Here is a 17,467-nt window from a genome sequence, read left to right as displayed (position 1 = left end):
GATGACGAGGTTGATAGGTCCGAGGTGGAAGCGTGGCGACACGTGGAGCTGACGGATACTAATCGATCGAGGACTTAACCAAGCGGAAAAACGGAAACCGCCTAGCGAAACGGTTTCTTCCGAACGGACGGTTATCTAGTTTTGAGGGAACGAATCCCTCTTGACAAAAGAAATGATTGAAATATAATAATATCTGTCCAATAGAAATACTTGCCTAGTGACAATAGCGGAGAGGAAACACCCGTTCCCATTCCGAACACGGAAGTTAAGCTCTCCAGCGCCGATGGTAGTTGGGGCCAGCGCCCCTGCGAGAGTAGGTCGTCGCTAGGCAATAGTTATAGAAAACAGCTGGCTAAGCTTTTACGCTTAATCAGCTGTTTTTTATATTTAGAAAGAAATATCTCCACTTCTCACATTTCCCTCTATTAAACTTCAGTAAAAGTGTGCATTCCCTAATCTGTTTTTGTTCATATGGTGTTATAAAATGATAAACATCTCTAATTTTATTAGTATACAAATTTATAAATGTGGGAAAAATAAAAGGTGGGAGGTGGAGAAGGTGGGTGCGCCGATTACGGATAAAGATAGTATTGAAAATGTATGTATCGTTTGTGAGCAACCAAAACAAGAAGGTATTAAAATTTATGATCAGTTTCTTTGTTTCGACTGTGAAAGGAAGATTGTGCAAACGGATACGACCGATCCGAAATATCGTTTTTACGTAAAACAATTAAGGAAAATTATATCTTCGAAAATATATTCATAGGGTCCTGTCGATAGGACCTGTTTTATTTATATAAACATGTTGACATGTTCAACTTTCATATGGAATGACATAGGAAATCGTATGTGTTTTTATTTAAGGCAAATCAGATTAATGATAATATATATCTTGTTATCTATGGTAAGATATTATCATTTGTGGACAGAAAGAGGAAAGAGGGACATTCATGGATCAACAGCAAACTCCTTTATATACCGCTTTAAAACGGCATGATTCCATTCATCCATTTTCGTTTCACGTACCAGGTCACAAATATGGCACAGTATTTCCTATAGAAGCGAAAGATGATTATAAACAGTTATTAAAACTAGATGCGACAGAGTTAAGCGGTCTTGATGATCTCCATCATCCAGAATCGGTCATCGCCGAGGCGCAATCGTTGGCAGCAAAGCTGTATAATGTAGAAGCAACGTTTTTTTTAGTAAATGGCTCTACTGTTGGAAATTTAGCGATGATTTTTGCCGCTTGCGGAGAAAAGAAAAAGGTAATCGTGCAGCGGAATTGCCATAAATCGATTATGCACGCGCTTCAATTAGTCGGAGCTACTCCTGTTTTTCTCCCTCCAGAACTCGATGAAAACGTCCGTGTCGCCTCTTATGTAGCGTATGAAACAGTGAAGCAGGCGATTGAGCTTCATCAAGATGCCGCAGCATTAGTGTTGACTAATCCAAATTATTATGGAATGGCGGTTGATCTTACGGAAGTCGTAAACATCGCGCATCGCTATCGTATTCCTGTGCTTGTCGATGAGGCGCATGGCGCTCACTTTGTTATCGGGGATCCTTTTCCGAAAACAGCGGTTGCGTGCGGAGCGGACGTAGTTGTCCAGTCAGCGCATAAGACATTACCGGCTATGACGATGGGATCGTATTTGCATGTAAATAGTTCATTAATAGACAAAGAAAAACTAAAATATTTTTTACAAGTGTTTCAGTCAAGCAGCCCATCTTATCCGATCATGGCTTCACTTGATTTGGCAAGAAGCTACCTTGCCTGTTTGACGCGAAAAGATGTAGAAGATATTTCTAAACAAATTCAACAGTTGAAAGATGCTCTTAGTGAGATAGAAGGGATTGCTGTCGTTCATTCGCAACATCCGTTTGTCAAAACGGATTTATTGAAAATTGTTGTTCAAACGAGAAGCAAGTTGTCTGGTTACGAGCTTCAGCAACGTTTAGAGAAAGAAGGAATTTTCGCGGAGCTTGCCGATCCGTTTAACGTTTTACTCGTATATCCACTTGCGGTTGTCGATCGTTTAGAGGAAGTGATCGAAAAGATAAAGCGGGCATTTCATGGATTAAACTATAGCGAAGAGGTGATAAATTCATTCCGTTCTTTCTCGTTCTTGGCATCTACAAGTTCTATTTCCTATAAAGAACTAGAAACATTACCGAAAAAAGTGGTTGACTTAGAAAAGGCGGAAGGATTTATCGCTGCGGAAACGATCACGCCTTATCCGCCTGGAGTGCCGTTATTATTTATAGGAGAACGGATTAGTAAAGAGCATATTGAACAAATAAAACAGTTAAAAAGTTATCACGCGCGGTTCCAAGGAGGAAAGTTTTTATCTTCTAATCAAATAGAAGTGTGTTCACTAGTAAAATAAGGGGGATATAAAGCATGAAAGGGCGTTTTTTTTCTTTTGAGGGGCCGGAAGGAGCGGGAAAAACGACAATGATTGCCATGGTGGAATCGTTTTTGCGAGAAAAAGGGTTTGACGTTTTAGCGACAAGAGAACCGGGAGGTGTTCGTATTGCCGAGGAAATTCGTTCGATTATTTTAAATCCAGCACATACGGAAATGGATGGACGTACGGAAGCGCTACTTTATGCCGCTGCGAGAAGGCAACATCTTTTAGAAAAAATTATTCCCGCGGTAAAAGCCGGCAAAATTGTATTGTGCGATCGATTTGTCGACAGTTCTTTAGCTTATCAAGGATTTGCGAGAGAATTAGGGATTGATGAAATATTACAAATTAATCAATTTGCTATTGATGGCTATTTTCCAACGCTGACGATTTATTTTGATATTGACCCTAAAATAGGATTAGAGAGAATTCAAAAAAATAAACAACGCGAAATGAATCGGCTTGATATGGAAAGTTTGTCTTTCCATTATAAGGTAAGAGAAGGATATTTAAAGCTAGCAGAACTGTTTTCTGACCGCATCGTTACTATTGATGCTTCCAAATCGGTCGATGAAGTGTTTGCAATGACGATAGCGGCGGTGATGGACCGAATCGAAGAAAGATAGCAGCAGCGTTGCCACGAAACAACACATGATGAAAAAAACAAGGCATGCTAGAATAAAAATATAAAGGATAGCGAGTGATGAACGTGGCGATGAAATGGGAGCAGTTTGAACGATATCAACCTGCAGTAGTGAAAATGATTACAAAAAGTCTGGAAAAAGGGCGAATTTCTCATGCTTATTTGTTTGAGGGACAGCGCGGAACGGGAAAAAAAGCAATGAGCCTTTTATTGGCAAAAAGCTTATTTTGTTTGAATCGTTCCGGAATAAATCCTTGCAATGACTGCCGAAATTGCCGCAGAATCGATTCCGGAAACCATCCGGATGTGCATGTCATTGAACCGGATGGGCAATCGGTGAAAAAAGAGCAAATTGAAATGCTGCAGCAAGAGTTTACGAAAATGGCGGTGGAGTCAGACCGAAAGCTATACATTATTGAGCATGCTGACAAAATGACAACGAACGCAGCGAATAGCTTGTTAAAATTTTTAGAAGAACCCCGTCCAGGAACGGTAGCGATATTGATTACGGAACAATATCACCGCATGTTGGAAACGATCATTTCCCGTTGCCAAGTGTTTTCGTTTAAGCCAATCCCACCAGTTTTGCTTGCTAATTATTTAGAAGAACAGCAAATTTCGCCTCATATTGCTTTCCTCGCTGCACATGTGACAAACAATCGTGAAGAAGCGCTCAAATTAAGCCGAGATGATTGGTTTGCGCAGGCGAGAAAAATAGTGTTACAATTATATGAAACGTTAAAGAAAAATGATTTGCAGGCACTTTTTTTTATTCATGATCAATGGCTGCCTCATTTTCAAGAAAAGGAACAAATCGATTTAGGATTAGATTTGCTTTTGTATATATATAAAGATATGCTGCATATTCAATTAGGACAGGTTGACAAGATCATTTATCGTGATCGTCTTGATGATTTGCGACAATGGTCTCTTTCTTGTTCTCAACGACAGATTGTAAAAAGCATGGAAATGATTTTGCGTGCAAAAGCGCGTTTAAATACAACCAATATGAGCGTGCAACTTTTAATGGAACAACTTATCCTTGACTTAAAGAAGTAAAGGAGGGAAAAGCGTTTGTATAATGTCGTCGGTGTCCGTTTTAAAAAAGCGGGAAAAATTTATTATTTCGATCCCGGAGAATTGACGATTCCTGTCGGGGAGTTCGTCATTGTGGAAACGGTTCGTGGAATCGAATACGGAAAAGTCGTTATTAGCAACAAGCAGGTTGATGAGAACGATATCGTTTTGCCGTTGAAAAAAGTGATCCGCGTCGCGGACGCGAAAGACAAATTAATTGTCGAGGAAAACAAAAAGGCGGCGCGGGAAGCGTACGATATTTGTTTGAAAAAAGTAGAAGAGCACGGTTTAGAAATGAAATTAGTCGATGTCGAATATACGTTTGACCGCAATAAAGTGATTTTTTATTTTACCGCAGATGGACGTGTCGATTTTCGCGAACTTGTCAAAGACTTAGCAGCGATTTTTCGTACGCGCATTGAATTAAGACAAATTGGTGTTCGCGATGAAGCAAAAATGCTTGGCGGGATCGGCCCGTGCGGAAGGATGCTTTGCTGTTCGACATTTTTAGGAGATTTTGAACCAGTGTCGATTAAAATGGCGAAAGATCAAAACTTATCGCTCAATCCGACGAAAATTTCCGGTCTTTGCGGTCGGCTAATGTGCTGCTTAAAATACGAAAATGATGAATACGAAACAGCGAAAGAGCAGCTTCCTGATTTAGGTGAGTATGTGAAAACTCCGCATGGCCTTGGAAAAGTGATCGGATTAAATATTTTAGAACGAGTATTGCAAGTCGAATTATCGGAATATGGGCGAGTCGTGGAATATACGCTTGATGAATTGATGAAAGATGGCACTTTACCAGTCCAAGCCACAGATTAATTGGGGTGGATTGACGTGGATAAGAAAGAAATTTTTCAGTCGGTAACAGGCATGGAGGAACAACTTAGCCATTTGTATCGTCAGCTTGTGCAATTAAAGGAATATGTAACGGAATTGCTTGAGGAAAACCATCATTTGCAAATTGAAAACGATCATTTGCGCCGCCGGCTCGAACAAGTGAGCGGAGAGTTGGCGGGAGAAAAACGAAAAGAAAAAGATCATAAGCATGGCCATGAAAGAAAATTGATTGATATCGGCGAAGGATACGATAATTTAGCCCGCCTTTATCAAGAAGGATTCCATATTTGCCATGTCCATTATGGAAGCGTCCGCAAAGAAGGCGATTGTTTATTTTGCTTATCCTTTTTAAATAAAAAGTAAGCCTTTCCTTTCCGCATAAGGAGAGGTTATTTTTTTGAGATAAGGAGGATGTGCGATGGTGGAATTGTATGACGATGAGAGGCTTGATTATCTTTTCAATGAAGATATCCGCATTATTCAAAGTCCGTCGGTGTTTTCTTTTTCCCTCGATGCGGTTTTGCTTGCGAAGTTTGCTTATATGCCGATTCAAAAAGGGTTGATTGTCGATTTATGTACGGGAAACGGCGTTATTCCGTTGTTATTAAGCATGAGAACGAAGGGAAAAATTATCGGTGTAGAAATTCAAGAGCGGCTTTGCGACATGGCAAAAAGAAGCGTAAAGTACAACGGCTTGGAAAAGCAGATAGAAATTATTCACGGAGATATTAAAGATGCGCCGAAGCAATTAGGATATAGTAAATATGATGTCGTTACGTGCAATCCTCCCTATTTTCCAACGATCGGCAAGGAGGAAATGAACAAAAATGTCCATTTTGCGATTGCCCGCCATGAAATTTATTGTACGCTTGAAGATGTGATTCGCGTGAGCAGCCAGTTGTTGAAGCAAGGGGGCAAAGCCGCATTTGTGCACCGGCCGGGAAGGCTGCTTGACATTATTACGCTAATGCGCGAGCATCGGTTAGAGCCAAAACGGCTGCGGTTTGTTTATCCGAAACTTGGAAAAGAGGCCAATACGATTTTGATTGAAGGCATTAAAGACGGAAATCCGGATTTGAAAATTTTGCCGCCGCTTATTGTATATAATGACGATAATGAATATACGGATGAAGTGAAGCAGCTGTTATATGGAATCATCCCATCGTAAAGGAGCAAGGACGAATGCTTTGGCAACAAAAAAGTTTTGACGATAATGATAAAGGAACGCTATATATCGTTCCGACGCCGATTGGCAATCTTGAAGATATGACGTTTCGGGCGGTGCGCATTTTGCAAGAAGTAGATATGATTGCTGCGGAAGATACAAGACAAACAAAAAAACTGTTAAATCATTTTAAGATTCATACGCCGATCATTAGTTATCATGAGCATAATAAATATAAAAGCGGACCGCAAATTGTTGAGCGACTAAAAGCGGGAAAATCAGTGGCACTCGTCAGCGACGCGGGAATGCCGGGAATTTCAGATCCGGGCCATGAACTGATTGTTTCCGCCCTCAAAGAGCGGTGTCCGGTTGTCCCGCTTCCGGGAGCGAACGCAGCGTTAACCGCGCTTGTTGCGTCGGGGCTATCGACAAACCACTTTTACTTTTTTGGTTTTCTTGAACGGACGAAAAAGGAAAAAAAGGAACAGTTGGAATCATTGAAAAAAATTCGTGAAACGATGATTTTTTATGAAGCTCCTCATCGCATGCAAGAAACGCTTATGATGATGCATGAAGTATTCGGAGAGCGCCGCGTTGTTTTATGCCGCGAGTTGACGAAGCGGTTTGAAGAGTTTATTCGCGGAAATCTTAGCGAGATTGTCGAATGGGTGAAAATCAACGAGATTCGCGGGGAATTTTGCGTCATTGTGGAAGGGGCAAAGGAAACGCAGGAAGATGAAGAAACGGAAGCGTGGTGGCATTCGTTAACACCGATTGAGCATGTGGAATATTATATTCAGGAAAAAAATTTTACGACAAAAGAAGCGATTAAACAAACGGCGAAAGATAGAAATATGTCGAAGCGGGAAGTTTATCGGCAATATCATCACCAATAAAAAAAGAGAGTTTCTCTGATACTAGAGAAACTCTTTATTTGTTGTTATCGTTATTCGATGATTGTTGTAGATGTTCTTGAATTTCTTTTAACAAAATTTCTGCGCCTTCGCGGCTTAAAATAATTTTACCGCCGGCTAATTTGAAATTGTCATCAGAAACTTCGCCGGTTACGACACATGTCATATTTGGTTTATATTTTTTCAAAATGATGCGATCGTCGTCGACATAGATTTCCAATGCGTCTTTTTCGGCAATGTCTAACGTGCGACGCAATTCGATCGGGATGACGACACGACCTAACTCATCAACTTTGCGGACGATACCTGTTGATTTCATACAGTGCTCTCCTCTCCATCAAATAGTTTTTTATTTTGATAGGATTTATTCGTCAATATTCGACAAATTTCCTACACCCTAATCATATCAGTGCTTCCATTATACGTCAATCCTTTTATATGTAAAATTAAAAAAAATTGTATATTATTATTTCAAAAAAGATAATAGTACTAAAATGGTGTTAACAAAAAATAGATGGATGGTATGCAAAGTTTTATGTGGAGCTTTTACGGAACGAGTAGGCATGGAATCTTTGCGCAACTAAAACGTTCAAGAGAGTATGCCTAAAAGCATATCGGATGTCAACTTAGAAACATTCTTTTTTTCGAATATAACTTTTAAAAGTATATTTTTTTCAATTGGTGAAATAGATGTTTTTGTAGAACGAAAAAAATTATGTAAAATAAAAGTAACATCGCTCTCGTCCGTCGGGCGGGGGCTTTTGTTCTAACAGAATAGGGAGGTATGAGGATGGAGAAAAAAACGTTTTATATTACGACGCCGATTTATTATCCGAGCGGAAACTTGCATATTGGTCACGCGTATACGACCGTAGCGGGAGACGCGATGGCACGTTATAAACGTTTGCGCGGTTATGATGTCATGTATTTGACGGGCACAGACGAACATGGGCAAAAAATTCAGCGAAAAGCGGAAGAAAAAGGAGTAACTCCGCAACAATACGTCGATGAAATTGTCGCAGGCATCCAAGAATTATGGAAAAAACTTGATATTTCTTATGATGATTTCATTCGTACAACGCAAGATCGCCATAAAAAGGTAGTGGAAAAAATTTTCGCGCGTCTTGTCGAACAAGGAGATATTTATTTGGGCGAGTACGAAGGATGGTATTGTACGCCGTGTGAATCATTTTATACAGAGCGGCAACTCGTTAATGGAAACTGTCCGGACTGCGGTCGCCCGGTAGAGAAGGTGAAAGAAGAATCGTATTTCTTTAGAATGAGCAAATATGTCGACCGGCTTTTGCAATATTATGAAGAAAATCCGGAATTCATTCAGCCGGAGTCACGCAAAAATGAAATGATTAACAATTTTATTAAACCGGGGCTTGAGGATTTAGCAGTTTCGCGCACAACATTTGACTGGGGCATTAAAGTTCCGGGTGATCCGAAACACGTCATTTACGTATGGATTGACGCGCTCACAAACTATATTACGGCGTTAGGATATGGCACGGATGATGACGAGAAATTTCGCAAATACTGGCCGGCTGACGTTCATTTAGTCGGGAAGGAAATTGTCCGCTTCCATACGATTTATTGGCCGATTATGTTGATGGCGCTTGATTTGCCGCTGCCGAAAAAAGTGTTCGCGCACGGCTGGCTATTAATGAAAGACGGCAAAATGTCGAAATCAAAAGGAAACGTCGTCGATCCGGTCACATTAATCGACCGTTACGGATTGGACGCGCTGCGCTATTATTTGCTTCGCGAAGTCCCGTTTGGCTCCGATGGCGTGTTTACTCCAGAAGGTTTTGTCGAACGCATTAACTACGATTTGGCCAACGATTTAGGAAACTTGTTGCACCGCACGGTGGCGATGGTGGAAAAATATTTCGGCGGCGTGATTCCGACATATCGCGGCGCAAAAACGGCATTTGACAATGATCTTGTCGAAACAGCGAAAGAAACGGTAAAACAATACGAAGAAGCGATGGAGAAAATGGAATTTTCCGTTGCGCTTGCGACAGTATGGCAGCTGATTAACCGGACAAACAAATATATTGACGAAACGCAGCCTTGGGTACTCGCGAAAGAGGAAAGCAAAAAAGAACAGTTGGCGTCGGTAATGACCCATTTAGCGGAATCGCTTCGCCATGTTGCGATTTTGTTACAGCCGTTTTTAACGCGCACGCCGGAAAAAATTTTCGCGCAGCTTGGCATTGTCGATGAATCATTAAAACAATGGGACAGCTTGTACGAGTTCGGCCTCATCAAAGAAGGAACAAGAGTGACAAAAGGTGAACCGCTGTTTCCACGGCTAGACATTGAAAAAGAAGTGGAATATATTAAAGCGCATATGCAAGGCGGTGCGCCGAAAAAGCAGACAGCGGAGCCGCAAACGCCAAAAGCGGAAGAGATCACGATTGACGATTTTGCGAAAGTCGATTTGCGCGTTGCCGAAGTCGTGCATGCGGAACCGGTGAAAAACGCGGATAAATTGTTGAAGCTCCAGCTAGATCTTGGCTATGAAAAACGTCAAGTCGTATCAGGAATTGCCCAATTTTATAAACCAGAAGAACTCGTTGGCAAAAAAGTCATTTGCGTAACGAATTTAAAACCGGTGAAATTGCGCGGCGAATTGTCTCAAGGCATGATTCTTGCCGGAGAAGAAAACGGCGCGCTTTCCATCGCTACCGTTGATAAAACGATTCCAAATGGGACAAAAATAAAATAATGGCGAACATAAGAGGTGTGGTGTTTATCGTACACGACACCTCTTTGTTGTCGTTTTGTAATGGAAATGTTAACAATTTGTGATATATGTAATGGATTTCTATGTTACACTTAACACCAAGGTACAGAAGGGGTTGCCGTTATGCTTTTTGACACACATGCGCATTTGAATGCCGTCCAATATAACGATGATTTACAAGAAGTGATTGATCGCGCTCTTGGCGAAGGAGTTTCTCATATTGTCGTCGTCGGTTTTGACCGTCCTACGATTGCCCGAGCGGTGGAACTAGCGGAACAATATGATTTTATTTATGCTTCCGTCGGCTGGCATCCCGTTGATGCGATCGATATGACGGACGAGAACTTCGACATGATCGCAGAGTTGGCTGCCCATCCAAAAGTGGTGGCGTTAGGAGAAATGGGATTGGATTATTATTGGGATAAGTCGCCAAAGGAAATACAGCATGACGTATTTCGGCGGCAAATCGCTTTGGCGAAAAAAGTGAAGCTGCCGATCATTATCCATAATCGTGAGGCGACAGCGGATATTTTGCGGATTTTAAAAGAGGAAAATGCCGCTGAAGTCGGTGGAATTATGCATTGTTTTAGCGGAAGTGTGGAAGTGGCGAAACAATGTATCGATATGAACTTTTTTATTTCTCTCGGCGGTCCAGTAACATTTAAAAACGCGAAAAAGCCGAAGGAAGTGGCGGCGCAAATTCCGCTTGAACATTTATTGATTGAAACAGATTGCCCGTATTTAACGCCTCACCCTTTCCGCGGAAAACGAAACGAGCCAAGCTACGTCAAGTACGTGGCGGAGGCGATCGCCGAGATAAAAGGCATTTCCTTTGAGGAAGTGGCAAAAGCGACGACGGAGAATGCGAAAAAAATATTCGGCATCGATCGCTAAAATCATTTGTCAATCGGTAAGGGGACTTGTCTAAACGCCAGCGAATAAAAAAGTTTGACAAATTTAGAACGTTACAGACGATAAACGTGTCGACAAGTCTCCCTTTCTTTTTCAGCGAATTTTCTGCATAATAGAGTGTGTTTACGCGTACATGTTTAGAGAAAGAGGGGAATATTCGCGCAAGAAGGAGGCGTTTTGCATGATGTTACCCAATATGAAGAGGATTTCTGATTCATTGAGGAAAAATTTCACGGTTACCGCTAGTAGTTTCATAGCTTTTTCAGCGACAACGGGATTTGCCGGGTATGAAATAGCGAAGGATGATGTGACGTTAACGGCGAACGGAAAAAAACAAGAGATTCGCACACATGCCAAGACGGTAAAAGAAGTATTGCAGGAACAAAATATTGAGCCAAGAAAAGAAGATTACGTCTATCCATCGCTAGATACGCCAATTACAGATGATTTAAACATTGTTTGGCAGGCGAGCAAAAAAGTAACGTTGACAGTAGACGGAAAAAAGCAAGAAATATGGACGACTGCAAAAAACGTTGCCGAGTTGTTAAACTCGCAACATATTAAAATTGGAAAGCACGACAAAATTGTCCCGTCGCCAGATGCAAAGATAAAAAAAGGAATGGAAGTGAACGTGGAAAAAGCATTTCCAGTCCAATTAAATGTCGGCGGTAAACAAAAACAAGTATGGGCAACTTCGACTACTGTCGCTGACTTTTTAAAACAACAAGATGTCAAATTAGGAGAACTTGATCGTGTCGAGCCATCTTTGCAAGAAAAAATAAGAGAAAACATGATGGTAAAAGTGGTTAAAGTTCAAAAAGTCACCGATGTAGTGGAAGAACCGATTGATTTTGCAGTCGTCACCCGCCAAGACGCACGATTGCCAAAAGGAGAACAGCGTGTTATCAGCCCAGGTGAAAAAGGAAGCGCTTTGAAGAAGTATGAAGTAGTGCTTGAAAACGGAAAAGAAGTATCGCGAAAACTAATAGAAACAAAAACGATTAAAGCAAGCAAAACTCGCATCGTTGCAATCGGCACACGATCTACAAATGCGCAAAGTCGTTCTGTTCCAATAGCGTCGCGCGGTCAAAGGCATGCAGCGAAAGAATTTTATGTTACTGCTACCGCTTATACCGCTTATTGCGGAGGCTGTTCGGGAACAACGAGCACAGGAATTAACTTGCGCGCGAATCCTTCTGCGAAAGTTATCGCGGTTGATCCAAGCATTATACCGATCGGATCAAAAGTGTACGTAGAAGGATACGGATACGCCATTGCCGCTGACACAGGCGGGGGTATTAACGGTTATAAAATTGACGTATTTTTCCCGAAAAAATCGGACGCGTTTCGTTGGGGTAAAAAACGCGTAAAAGTGAAAATTCTTCAATAAAGGAAAGAATGCGGAGGGTTTTTTACCCTCTGCTTTTTCGTTATAATGAAGAAAGATTTTTCTACTTATTTAGACGAAAAAAGTCGAAAAAAGTTTCAGTCATTTTTGAAAGAAAATAGAGGTGAAAACCTTTCAACAATTATTTTATCGGAAAGGGGGCAGCGCAGAAATAGGAAAAAAGGCTTATTCCTTGGGGAATGAGTGGACGATTTCTGCGTGTTAGTAATGAAAATCAAAGAAATTATTGTTGTCGAAGGTAAAGATGATACGGTGGCGATTCGGCGCGCCGTTGATGCAGATACGATTGAAACAAACGGGTCGGCAATCAGCGAAGAAACGATTGAGCAAATTAAGCTGGCAAAAGAAAAACGAGGGGTGATTATTTTTACAGATCCCGATTTTCCGGGTGAAAAAATTCGAAAAACGATTACAGAGCGTGTTCCGGGATGCAAACATGCATTTTTGCCAAGAAAAGCGGCTATTGCGAAAAATGGAAAAGGAATTGGCGTGGAGCACGCCTCTGTGGAAGATATACGCGAAGCGTTGAAAAATGTGTACGAGGAAGCGGTGGAGTGGAATGAAGAGATCACGTTTGACGAACTTATCGCCGCAGGTTTAATCGGCGGGCAATTAGCGAAAAAGCGGCGCCAGCATTTAGGGGAAATTTTAAAAATAGGATATACGAATGGAAAGCAGCTTTATAAGCGATTGCAAGTATTTCAAATCTCTAAAGAAACGTTTTACGCCGCATTAGAGCAAGTGCTGCAGGAGGAAGTAAACGATGAATAAAGACATTGCCACACCGGGGCGTACTCGGGAAATTTTAGAAAAGTACGGGTTTTCCTTCAAAAAAAGTTTAGGACAAAATTTTTTGATTGACACCAATATTTTGCGGAAAATTGTCGATGTTGCCGAGCTTTCGGACGATACAGGAGCGATTGAAATCGGTCCCGGTATCGGAGCGTTGACGGAACAGCTGGCGCGCCGCGCGAAGAAAGTAGTCGCGTTTGAGATTGACAAGCGGCTTTTGCCGATTTTGGAAGATGCGCTATCACCGTATAGAAACGTCCGCATTATTCATCAAGATGTTTTAAAGGCGGATATTCACCGTGTGATTGCAGAAGAGTTTGTCGATGTGGCCGATATTATGGTGGTGGCGAATTTGCCGTATTACGTTACAACGCCGATTATTATGAAGCTATTGACGGATAACTTGCCGATTCGCGGCATTGTCGTTATGTTGCAAAAAGAAGTCGCTGACCGCATTTCTGCACAACCGGGAACGAAAGATTACGGTTCGCTGTCCATTGCGATTCAGTATTACACGGAAGCAGAGAAGATCATGACTGTTCCAAGAACGGTGTTTATGCCGCAGCCGAACGTGGATTCCGCTGTGATTCGGTTAATGAAGCGAAAGCAGCCGCCTGTTGATGTAGACGATGAATCGTTTTTCTTTCAAGTGGTGCGGGCGAGTTTCGCTCAGCGCCGGAAAACGATTTTAAACAATCTAATCAGCAATTTGCCGAACGGAAAGGCGATGAAAGAGAAAATCGAGCGCATTTTAACAGAAAAAGGGATTGACCCGCGTCGCCGAGGAGAGACGTTGACAATGGAAGAGTTTGCCGCGCTTAGCAATGCGCTAAGGGAAGCCATGCACATGTAATTTTGTTTTTTCGATGATGTGAGAAACAAGGGAAGACCCGTGTCTATCACCTATTTTCCAGATGCGCATATGTTACTTAGTAAGCAATTTGTTTACAATGGAGTGAATGGTGATGGACGTTAAGGTCGGCGATATTGTCGCAAGGAAGTCGTATAACTGTGATTTATTGTTTCGTGTCATAGATGTGAAAGAAAAAAACGGGGAAAAAGAAGCGATTTTGTATGGTGAAAATGTGAGACTTATCGCCGATGCCCCGTGCAGCGATTTAGTCATTATTGATGAACGAGAACAGCAGGAAAGAAACAAAAAGGAAATAGAGTTAATCGAGCAATCGTATAAGCTGTTTCGCCAAGATTATCATGTCATCAAACAAAAAACAGAGTATCGGGCGACGGGGGGATACCGGACAGACAAAGATTTTTTTCAAATTCCGGGGCGCGTCCTTCATTTGGACGGTGACCCTTTATATTTGCGTAAGTGTTTGGATTTGTATGAACGAATTGGCGTGCCGGTGTATGGCATCTTTTGCGAGGAAAGCGAAATGCCTGAGAAAGTCGGTGGACTTCTTGAGCGGTTTCGCCCTGATATTTTAGTGATCACCGGTCACGATTCCTATTCGAAATCGAAAGGAAAAGTGACGGATTTAAAGGCATATCGCCATTCCAAACATTTTGTCCAAACGGTAAAAGAAGCGCGTAAAAAAGTTCCTCATCTTGACCAATTGATCATTTTTGCGGGGGCATGCCAATCCCATTTTGAATCACTTATTCGCGCCGGTGCAAATTTTGCCAGTTCTCCGGCGCGCGTAAACATTCACGCGCTCGATCCAGTTTATATCGTTTCAAGAATTAGTTTTACTCCTTTCATGGAAACGGTAGATGTTTGGGACGTTCTTCGCAATACATTGACCGGAGAAAAGGGACTTGGAGGGGTGGAGACGAAAGGAGTATTGCGCACGGGGATGCCGTTTCGTTTGATTGATGCGATGAGCGATTAGCAGCCGCCATGTAGGCGGTTTTTTTATTTCCTACTAAAGTTTATACATATTTTTACATAAAAAACGACATAATAAATAAAAACAGTATTGTGTAGAAAAATATGCATTGACAGTAAGGAAAATGCACTGATATAATTTTTATTTTTGACTTTGGGAATAAATTTTGTTATAATTACAAACAGTGAGGTGGATAGCGAATGCCAAAAACTTTATCCGATATTAAAAAAACGTTGGATTCTAACATCGGCAGACGTTTGACGTTACGCGCTAACGGCGGGCGAAGAAAAACGATTGAGCGGTGCGGAATTTTAGCAGAAACGTATCCATCTGTGTTTGTTATTGAACTCGACCAAAAAGAAAACGCGTTCGAACGGGTGTCATTTAGTTACGCTGATGTGTTAACAGAGACAGTCAAATTGACGTTTTTAGATGACGATAAGGCGGGTGGGCAGTAGACATTTGTTTGCTGCTTTTTATTTTTGTCATAAATCGGGCAACATAAACGTGCGCGTTTTTTTTCATACTAAAACTGTCGCGGCGATTTGAAAGGGGTTGCTCGCATTGGGTCGACGTCGTGGCATTATGTCGCAACGCTTTAAAGAAGAGTTAGCAAAAGAATTAGGCTTTTATGATGTCGTTCAAAAAGAAGGATGGGGAGCGATCCGCGCAAAAGACGCTGGAAATATGGTGAAATTGGCGATTGAAATGGCTGAACGACAGCTGTTGAAAAGATGATAGTGCCAACTTACGAAAAAATAAAAACAGCCGCGGCAGCCGAAGCAACATCGCTTCGGCTTTTTGTTTGACTTTGTTTGCCGTATTGTTTTGAATCGGCAAATTTACACGTTTCTGCTTGTTAGCAGTATACGTAATTTATGCTATTATGGTAAATGGATCTTGCAAGAAAGTTCGAAGTCATTAGTCATTAAAGTAGGTGGAACGTTTGAAGGTATTGGTCAAGGCGCCGGCAAAAATCAATTTATCGCTGGACGTATTACATAAACGGCCGGATGGATATCATGAAGTAAAGATGGTAATGACAACGATTGATCTGGCGGATCGAATCGAATTAATTCCGCGTTCTGATGATGCGATACAAATTATTTCGCAAAACCGATTTGTTCCCGATGACGACCGCAATTTGGCGTATCAAGCTGCAAAAGTATTGAAAGATACATTTGGCATCAAACAAGGAGTGGCGATTTCCATTACGAAAAATATTCCAGTAGCGGCAGGGCTGGCCGGAGGAAGCAGCGACGCCGCGGCGACGCTCCGCGGTTTAAACAAGCTTTGGCGTTTAGGGCTTACACTTGATGAATTGGCGGAACTAGGCGCGCAAATCGGTTCTGACGTCCCGTTTTGCGTTTATGGTGGAACCGCGGTTGCAACAGGGCGAGGCGAAAAAATTATGCCGATTGCTTCCCCGCCGCCATGTTGGGTGATTTTAGCGAAACCATCGATCGGCGTGTCTACTGCCGAAGTGTACCGGAATTTAAAGTTGGACGAGATTCGGCACCCGGATGTGGATGGAATGGTAGAGGCGATTGAAAGCCAAGATTATGCAGCTATTTGCAAACTAGTCGGAAACGTATTAGAGGAAGTGACATTAAAAATGCATCCGGAAGTGGCGCACATTAAAGAGCAAATGAAGCGGTTTGGAGCGGATGCGGCATTGATGAGCGGCAGCGGGCCGACGGTGTTTGGACTCGTTCAGCATGATTCAAGGTTGCAGCGAATTTATAACGGACTTCGCGGTTTTTGCGATCAAGTGTTTGCAGTGCGGATATTAGGCGAACAACATTCACTTGATTAAACACGTATATTTTTGGTATATTTACCTTAAAATATTCGGTTTTAGGAGGTCCTCTATGAAATTAAGGCGCAGTGGCCGTTTAGTAGATATGACTCATTATCTTCTAGAACGGCCTCATCAGCTTATCCCGCTTACGTTTTTTGCAGAGCGTTATGAATCAGCAAAGTCATCGATTAGTGAGGACTTAGCGATTGTCAAGCAAACGTTTGAACAACAAGGAATCGGCACGATCAAAACGCTGCCGGGCGCGGCGGGCGGAGTCCAATATATTCCGAAAATGTCGAAACAGGAAGCGGACGAGATCGTTACATATTTATGCGAACAGCTATCGCGCCCAGATCGGCTGCTGCCTGGTGGCTATTTATATATGACGGATATCCTTGGTGACCCTCGTGTTGTCAATAAAATCGGTCGCCTATATGCGTCGATTTTCGCCGACCGCCCGGTAGATGTCGTCATGACGATCGCGACAAAAGGAATTCCGCTCGCTTATGCGGTAGCGCACTTTTTGTATGTTCCCGTCGTGATCGTCCGTCATGACAACAAAGTAACGGAAGGGTCGATGGTCAGCATTAACTATGTTTCTGGTTCTTCTAAACGAATTCAAACGATGGTGTTGGCGAAGCGGAGTTTAGCCGAAGGAGCGAATGTTTTAATTATCGATGATTTTATGAAAGCGGGCGGAACGGTAAATGGCATGGTGAACTTATTGAATGAATTTAACGCCAAACTTTCCGGCATTGGCGTTCTTGTCGAATCGGAGGAGACGAAAGAGCGGCTTGTCGATGAATATATTTCGCTCGTCAAACTATCTTCCGTTGATGTGAAAGAAAAACAAATTACCGTAAAAGCAGGAAATTATATTCATTTTATGGAATAGATAA

At 42.0% G+C, this 17,467-nt stretch carries 19 protein-coding genes and 2 rRNA genes; 20 read left to right on the top strand and 1 reads right to left on the bottom strand.

All coding sequences use genetic code 11. The annotated features are described in order from the left end of the window. The 10 genes from BM278_RS11185 to rsmI form a co-directional block, all read left to right on the top strand. Positions 1–82 (top strand): 23S ribosomal RNA (locus BM278_RS11185); the annotation flags it as partial. A gap of 131 nt (positions 83–213) precedes the next feature. Next, positions 214–330, top strand: a 5S ribosomal RNA gene (rrf, locus tag BM278_RS11180). Positions 331–559: 229 nt separating this feature from the next. Then, positions 560–766, top strand: coding sequence for a sigma factor G inhibitor Gin (locus tag BM278_RS11175; protein ID WP_090949747.1), 207 nt, complete (start codon positions 560–562; stop codon positions 764–766). Between the two features lie 184 nt (positions 767–950). Beyond that, positions 951–2,390 (top strand): aminotransferase class I/II-fold pyridoxal phosphate-dependent enzyme, encoded by a 1,440-nt coding sequence (locus BM278_RS11170; protein WP_090949745.1) that lies wholly within the window; start codon positions 951–953, stop codon positions 2,388–2,390. 14 nt (positions 2,391–2,404) lie between these two features. Then, the gene (gene tmk / locus BM278_RS11165) at positions 2,405–3,037 is read left to right on the top strand and encodes a dTMP kinase (protein WP_090949743.1); all 633 of its coding nucleotides are present in this window, start codon (positions 2,405–2,407) and stop codon (positions 3,035–3,037) included. Between the two features lie 83 nt (positions 3,038–3,120). After that, on the top strand, positions 3,121–4,113 hold the full coding sequence (holB, locus tag BM278_RS11160; RefSeq protein WP_090949752.1) for a DNA polymerase III subunit delta': 993 nt from the start codon (positions 3,121–3,123) through the stop codon (positions 4,111–4,113). A gap of 15 nt (positions 4,114–4,128) precedes the next feature. Beyond that, positions 4,129–4,956: a competence/sporulation regulator complex protein RicT gene (ricT, locus tag BM278_RS11155; RefSeq protein ID WP_090949742.1), complete on the top strand. Its 828-nt coding sequence runs from the start codon at positions 4,129–4,131 to the stop codon at positions 4,954–4,956. A gap of 15 nt (positions 4,957–4,971) precedes the next feature. Then, on the top strand, positions 4,972–5,337 hold the full coding sequence (gene yabA, locus BM278_RS11150) for a DNA replication initiation control protein YabA (protein WP_090949740.1): 366 nt from the start codon (positions 4,972–4,974) through the stop codon (positions 5,335–5,337). Positions 5,338–5,392: 55 nt separating this feature from the next. Further along, the gene (locus BM278_RS11145; RefSeq protein WP_090949739.1) at positions 5,393–6,142 is read left to right on the top strand and encodes a tRNA1(Val) (adenine(37)-N6)-methyltransferase; all 750 of its coding nucleotides are present in this window, start codon (positions 5,393–5,395) and stop codon (positions 6,140–6,142) included. A 14-nt stretch (positions 6,143–6,156) separates the two neighbouring features. Then, on the top strand, positions 6,157–7,035 hold the full coding sequence (rsmI, locus tag BM278_RS11140) for a 16S rRNA (cytidine(1402)-2'-O)-methyltransferase (RefSeq protein WP_090949736.1): 879 nt from the start codon (positions 6,157–6,159) through the stop codon (positions 7,033–7,035). Positions 7,036–7,069: 34 nt separating this feature from the next. On the opposite strand, the gene BM278_RS11135 is transcribed toward rsmI, so the two are convergent. Beyond that, the gene (locus BM278_RS11135; RefSeq protein ID WP_003247396.1) at positions 7,070–7,372 is read right to left on the bottom strand and encodes an AbrB/MazE/SpoVT family DNA-binding domain-containing protein; all 303 of its coding nucleotides are present in this window, start codon (positions 7,370–7,372) and stop codon (positions 7,070–7,072) included. Between the two features lie 471 nt (positions 7,373–7,843). Between BM278_RS11135 and metG the strand changes: the two genes are divergently transcribed. The 10 genes from metG (at position 7,844) to purR (ending at position 17,463) form a co-directional block, all read left to right on the top strand. Then, a complete protein-coding gene (metG, locus tag BM278_RS11130) occupies positions 7,844–9,790 on the top strand; it encodes a methionine--tRNA ligase (RefSeq protein WP_090949734.1) in 1,947 nt (648 codons plus the stop codon). A 141-nt stretch (positions 9,791–9,931) separates the two neighbouring features. Then, positions 9,932–10,702: a TatD family hydrolase gene (locus BM278_RS11125; protein WP_090949733.1), complete on the top strand. Its 771-nt coding sequence runs from the start codon at positions 9,932–9,934 to the stop codon at positions 10,700–10,702. Between the two features lie 202 nt (positions 10,703–10,904). Further along, entirely contained in the window at positions 10,905–12,110 is a 1,206-nt protein-coding gene (locus BM278_RS11120; RefSeq protein WP_167359626.1) for a ubiquitin-like domain-containing protein, read from the top strand. Between the two features lie 225 nt (positions 12,111–12,335). Further along, the gene (gene rnmV, locus BM278_RS11115; RefSeq protein WP_090949750.1) at positions 12,336–12,899 is read left to right on the top strand and encodes a ribonuclease M5; all 564 of its coding nucleotides are present in this window, start codon (positions 12,336–12,338) and stop codon (positions 12,897–12,899) included. Further along, on the top strand, positions 12,892–13,773 hold the full coding sequence (gene rsmA / locus BM278_RS11110) for a 16S rRNA (adenine(1518)-N(6)/adenine(1519)-N(6))-dimethyltransferase RsmA (protein ID WP_090949730.1): 882 nt from the start codon (positions 12,892–12,894) through the stop codon (positions 13,771–13,773). The genes rnmV and rsmA overlap by 8 nt, the downstream gene beginning before the upstream one ends. A 112-nt stretch (positions 13,774–13,885) precedes the next feature. Next, positions 13,886–14,770 carry a sporulation peptidase YabG gene (gene yabG / locus BM278_RS11105; RefSeq protein ID WP_090949728.1) on the top strand — a complete coding sequence of 295 codons (885 nt, stop codon included), beginning with the start codon at positions 13,886–13,888 and terminating at the stop codon, positions 14,768–14,770. A gap of 197 nt (positions 14,771–14,967) precedes the next feature. Further along, entirely contained in the window at positions 14,968–15,225 is a 258-nt protein-coding gene (gene veg / locus BM278_RS11100; RefSeq protein ID WP_017434468.1) for a biofilm formation stimulator Veg, read from the top strand. A gap of 106 nt (positions 15,226–15,331) precedes the next feature. Continuing rightward, a complete protein-coding gene (locus BM278_RS11095; RefSeq protein ID WP_013876094.1) occupies positions 15,332–15,505 on the top strand; it encodes a small, acid-soluble spore protein, alpha/beta type in 174 nt (57 codons plus the stop codon). Between the two features lie 208 nt (positions 15,506–15,713). Next, on the top strand, positions 15,714–16,583 hold the full coding sequence (gene ispE / locus BM278_RS11090; RefSeq protein ID WP_090949725.1) for a 4-(cytidine 5'-diphospho)-2-C-methyl-D-erythritol kinase: 870 nt from the start codon (positions 15,714–15,716) through the stop codon (positions 16,581–16,583). 55 nt (positions 16,584–16,638) lie between these two features. Further along, the gene (gene purR / locus BM278_RS11085) at positions 16,639–17,463 is read left to right on the top strand and encodes a pur operon repressor (protein WP_090949723.1); all 825 of its coding nucleotides are present in this window, start codon (positions 16,639–16,641) and stop codon (positions 17,461–17,463) included. Positions 17,464–17,467: the final 4 nt, after the last annotated feature.

The organism is Parageobacillus thermantarcticus, assembly GCF_900111865.1.
In the GTDB taxonomy this organism is placed as follows: Bacteria; Bacillota; Bacilli; order Bacillales; family Anoxybacillaceae; genus Parageobacillus; species Parageobacillus thermantarcticus.
The sequence above is the reverse complement of the archived record's forward strand: the minus strand, read 5'-3'. Positions and strand labels throughout refer to the sequence as shown.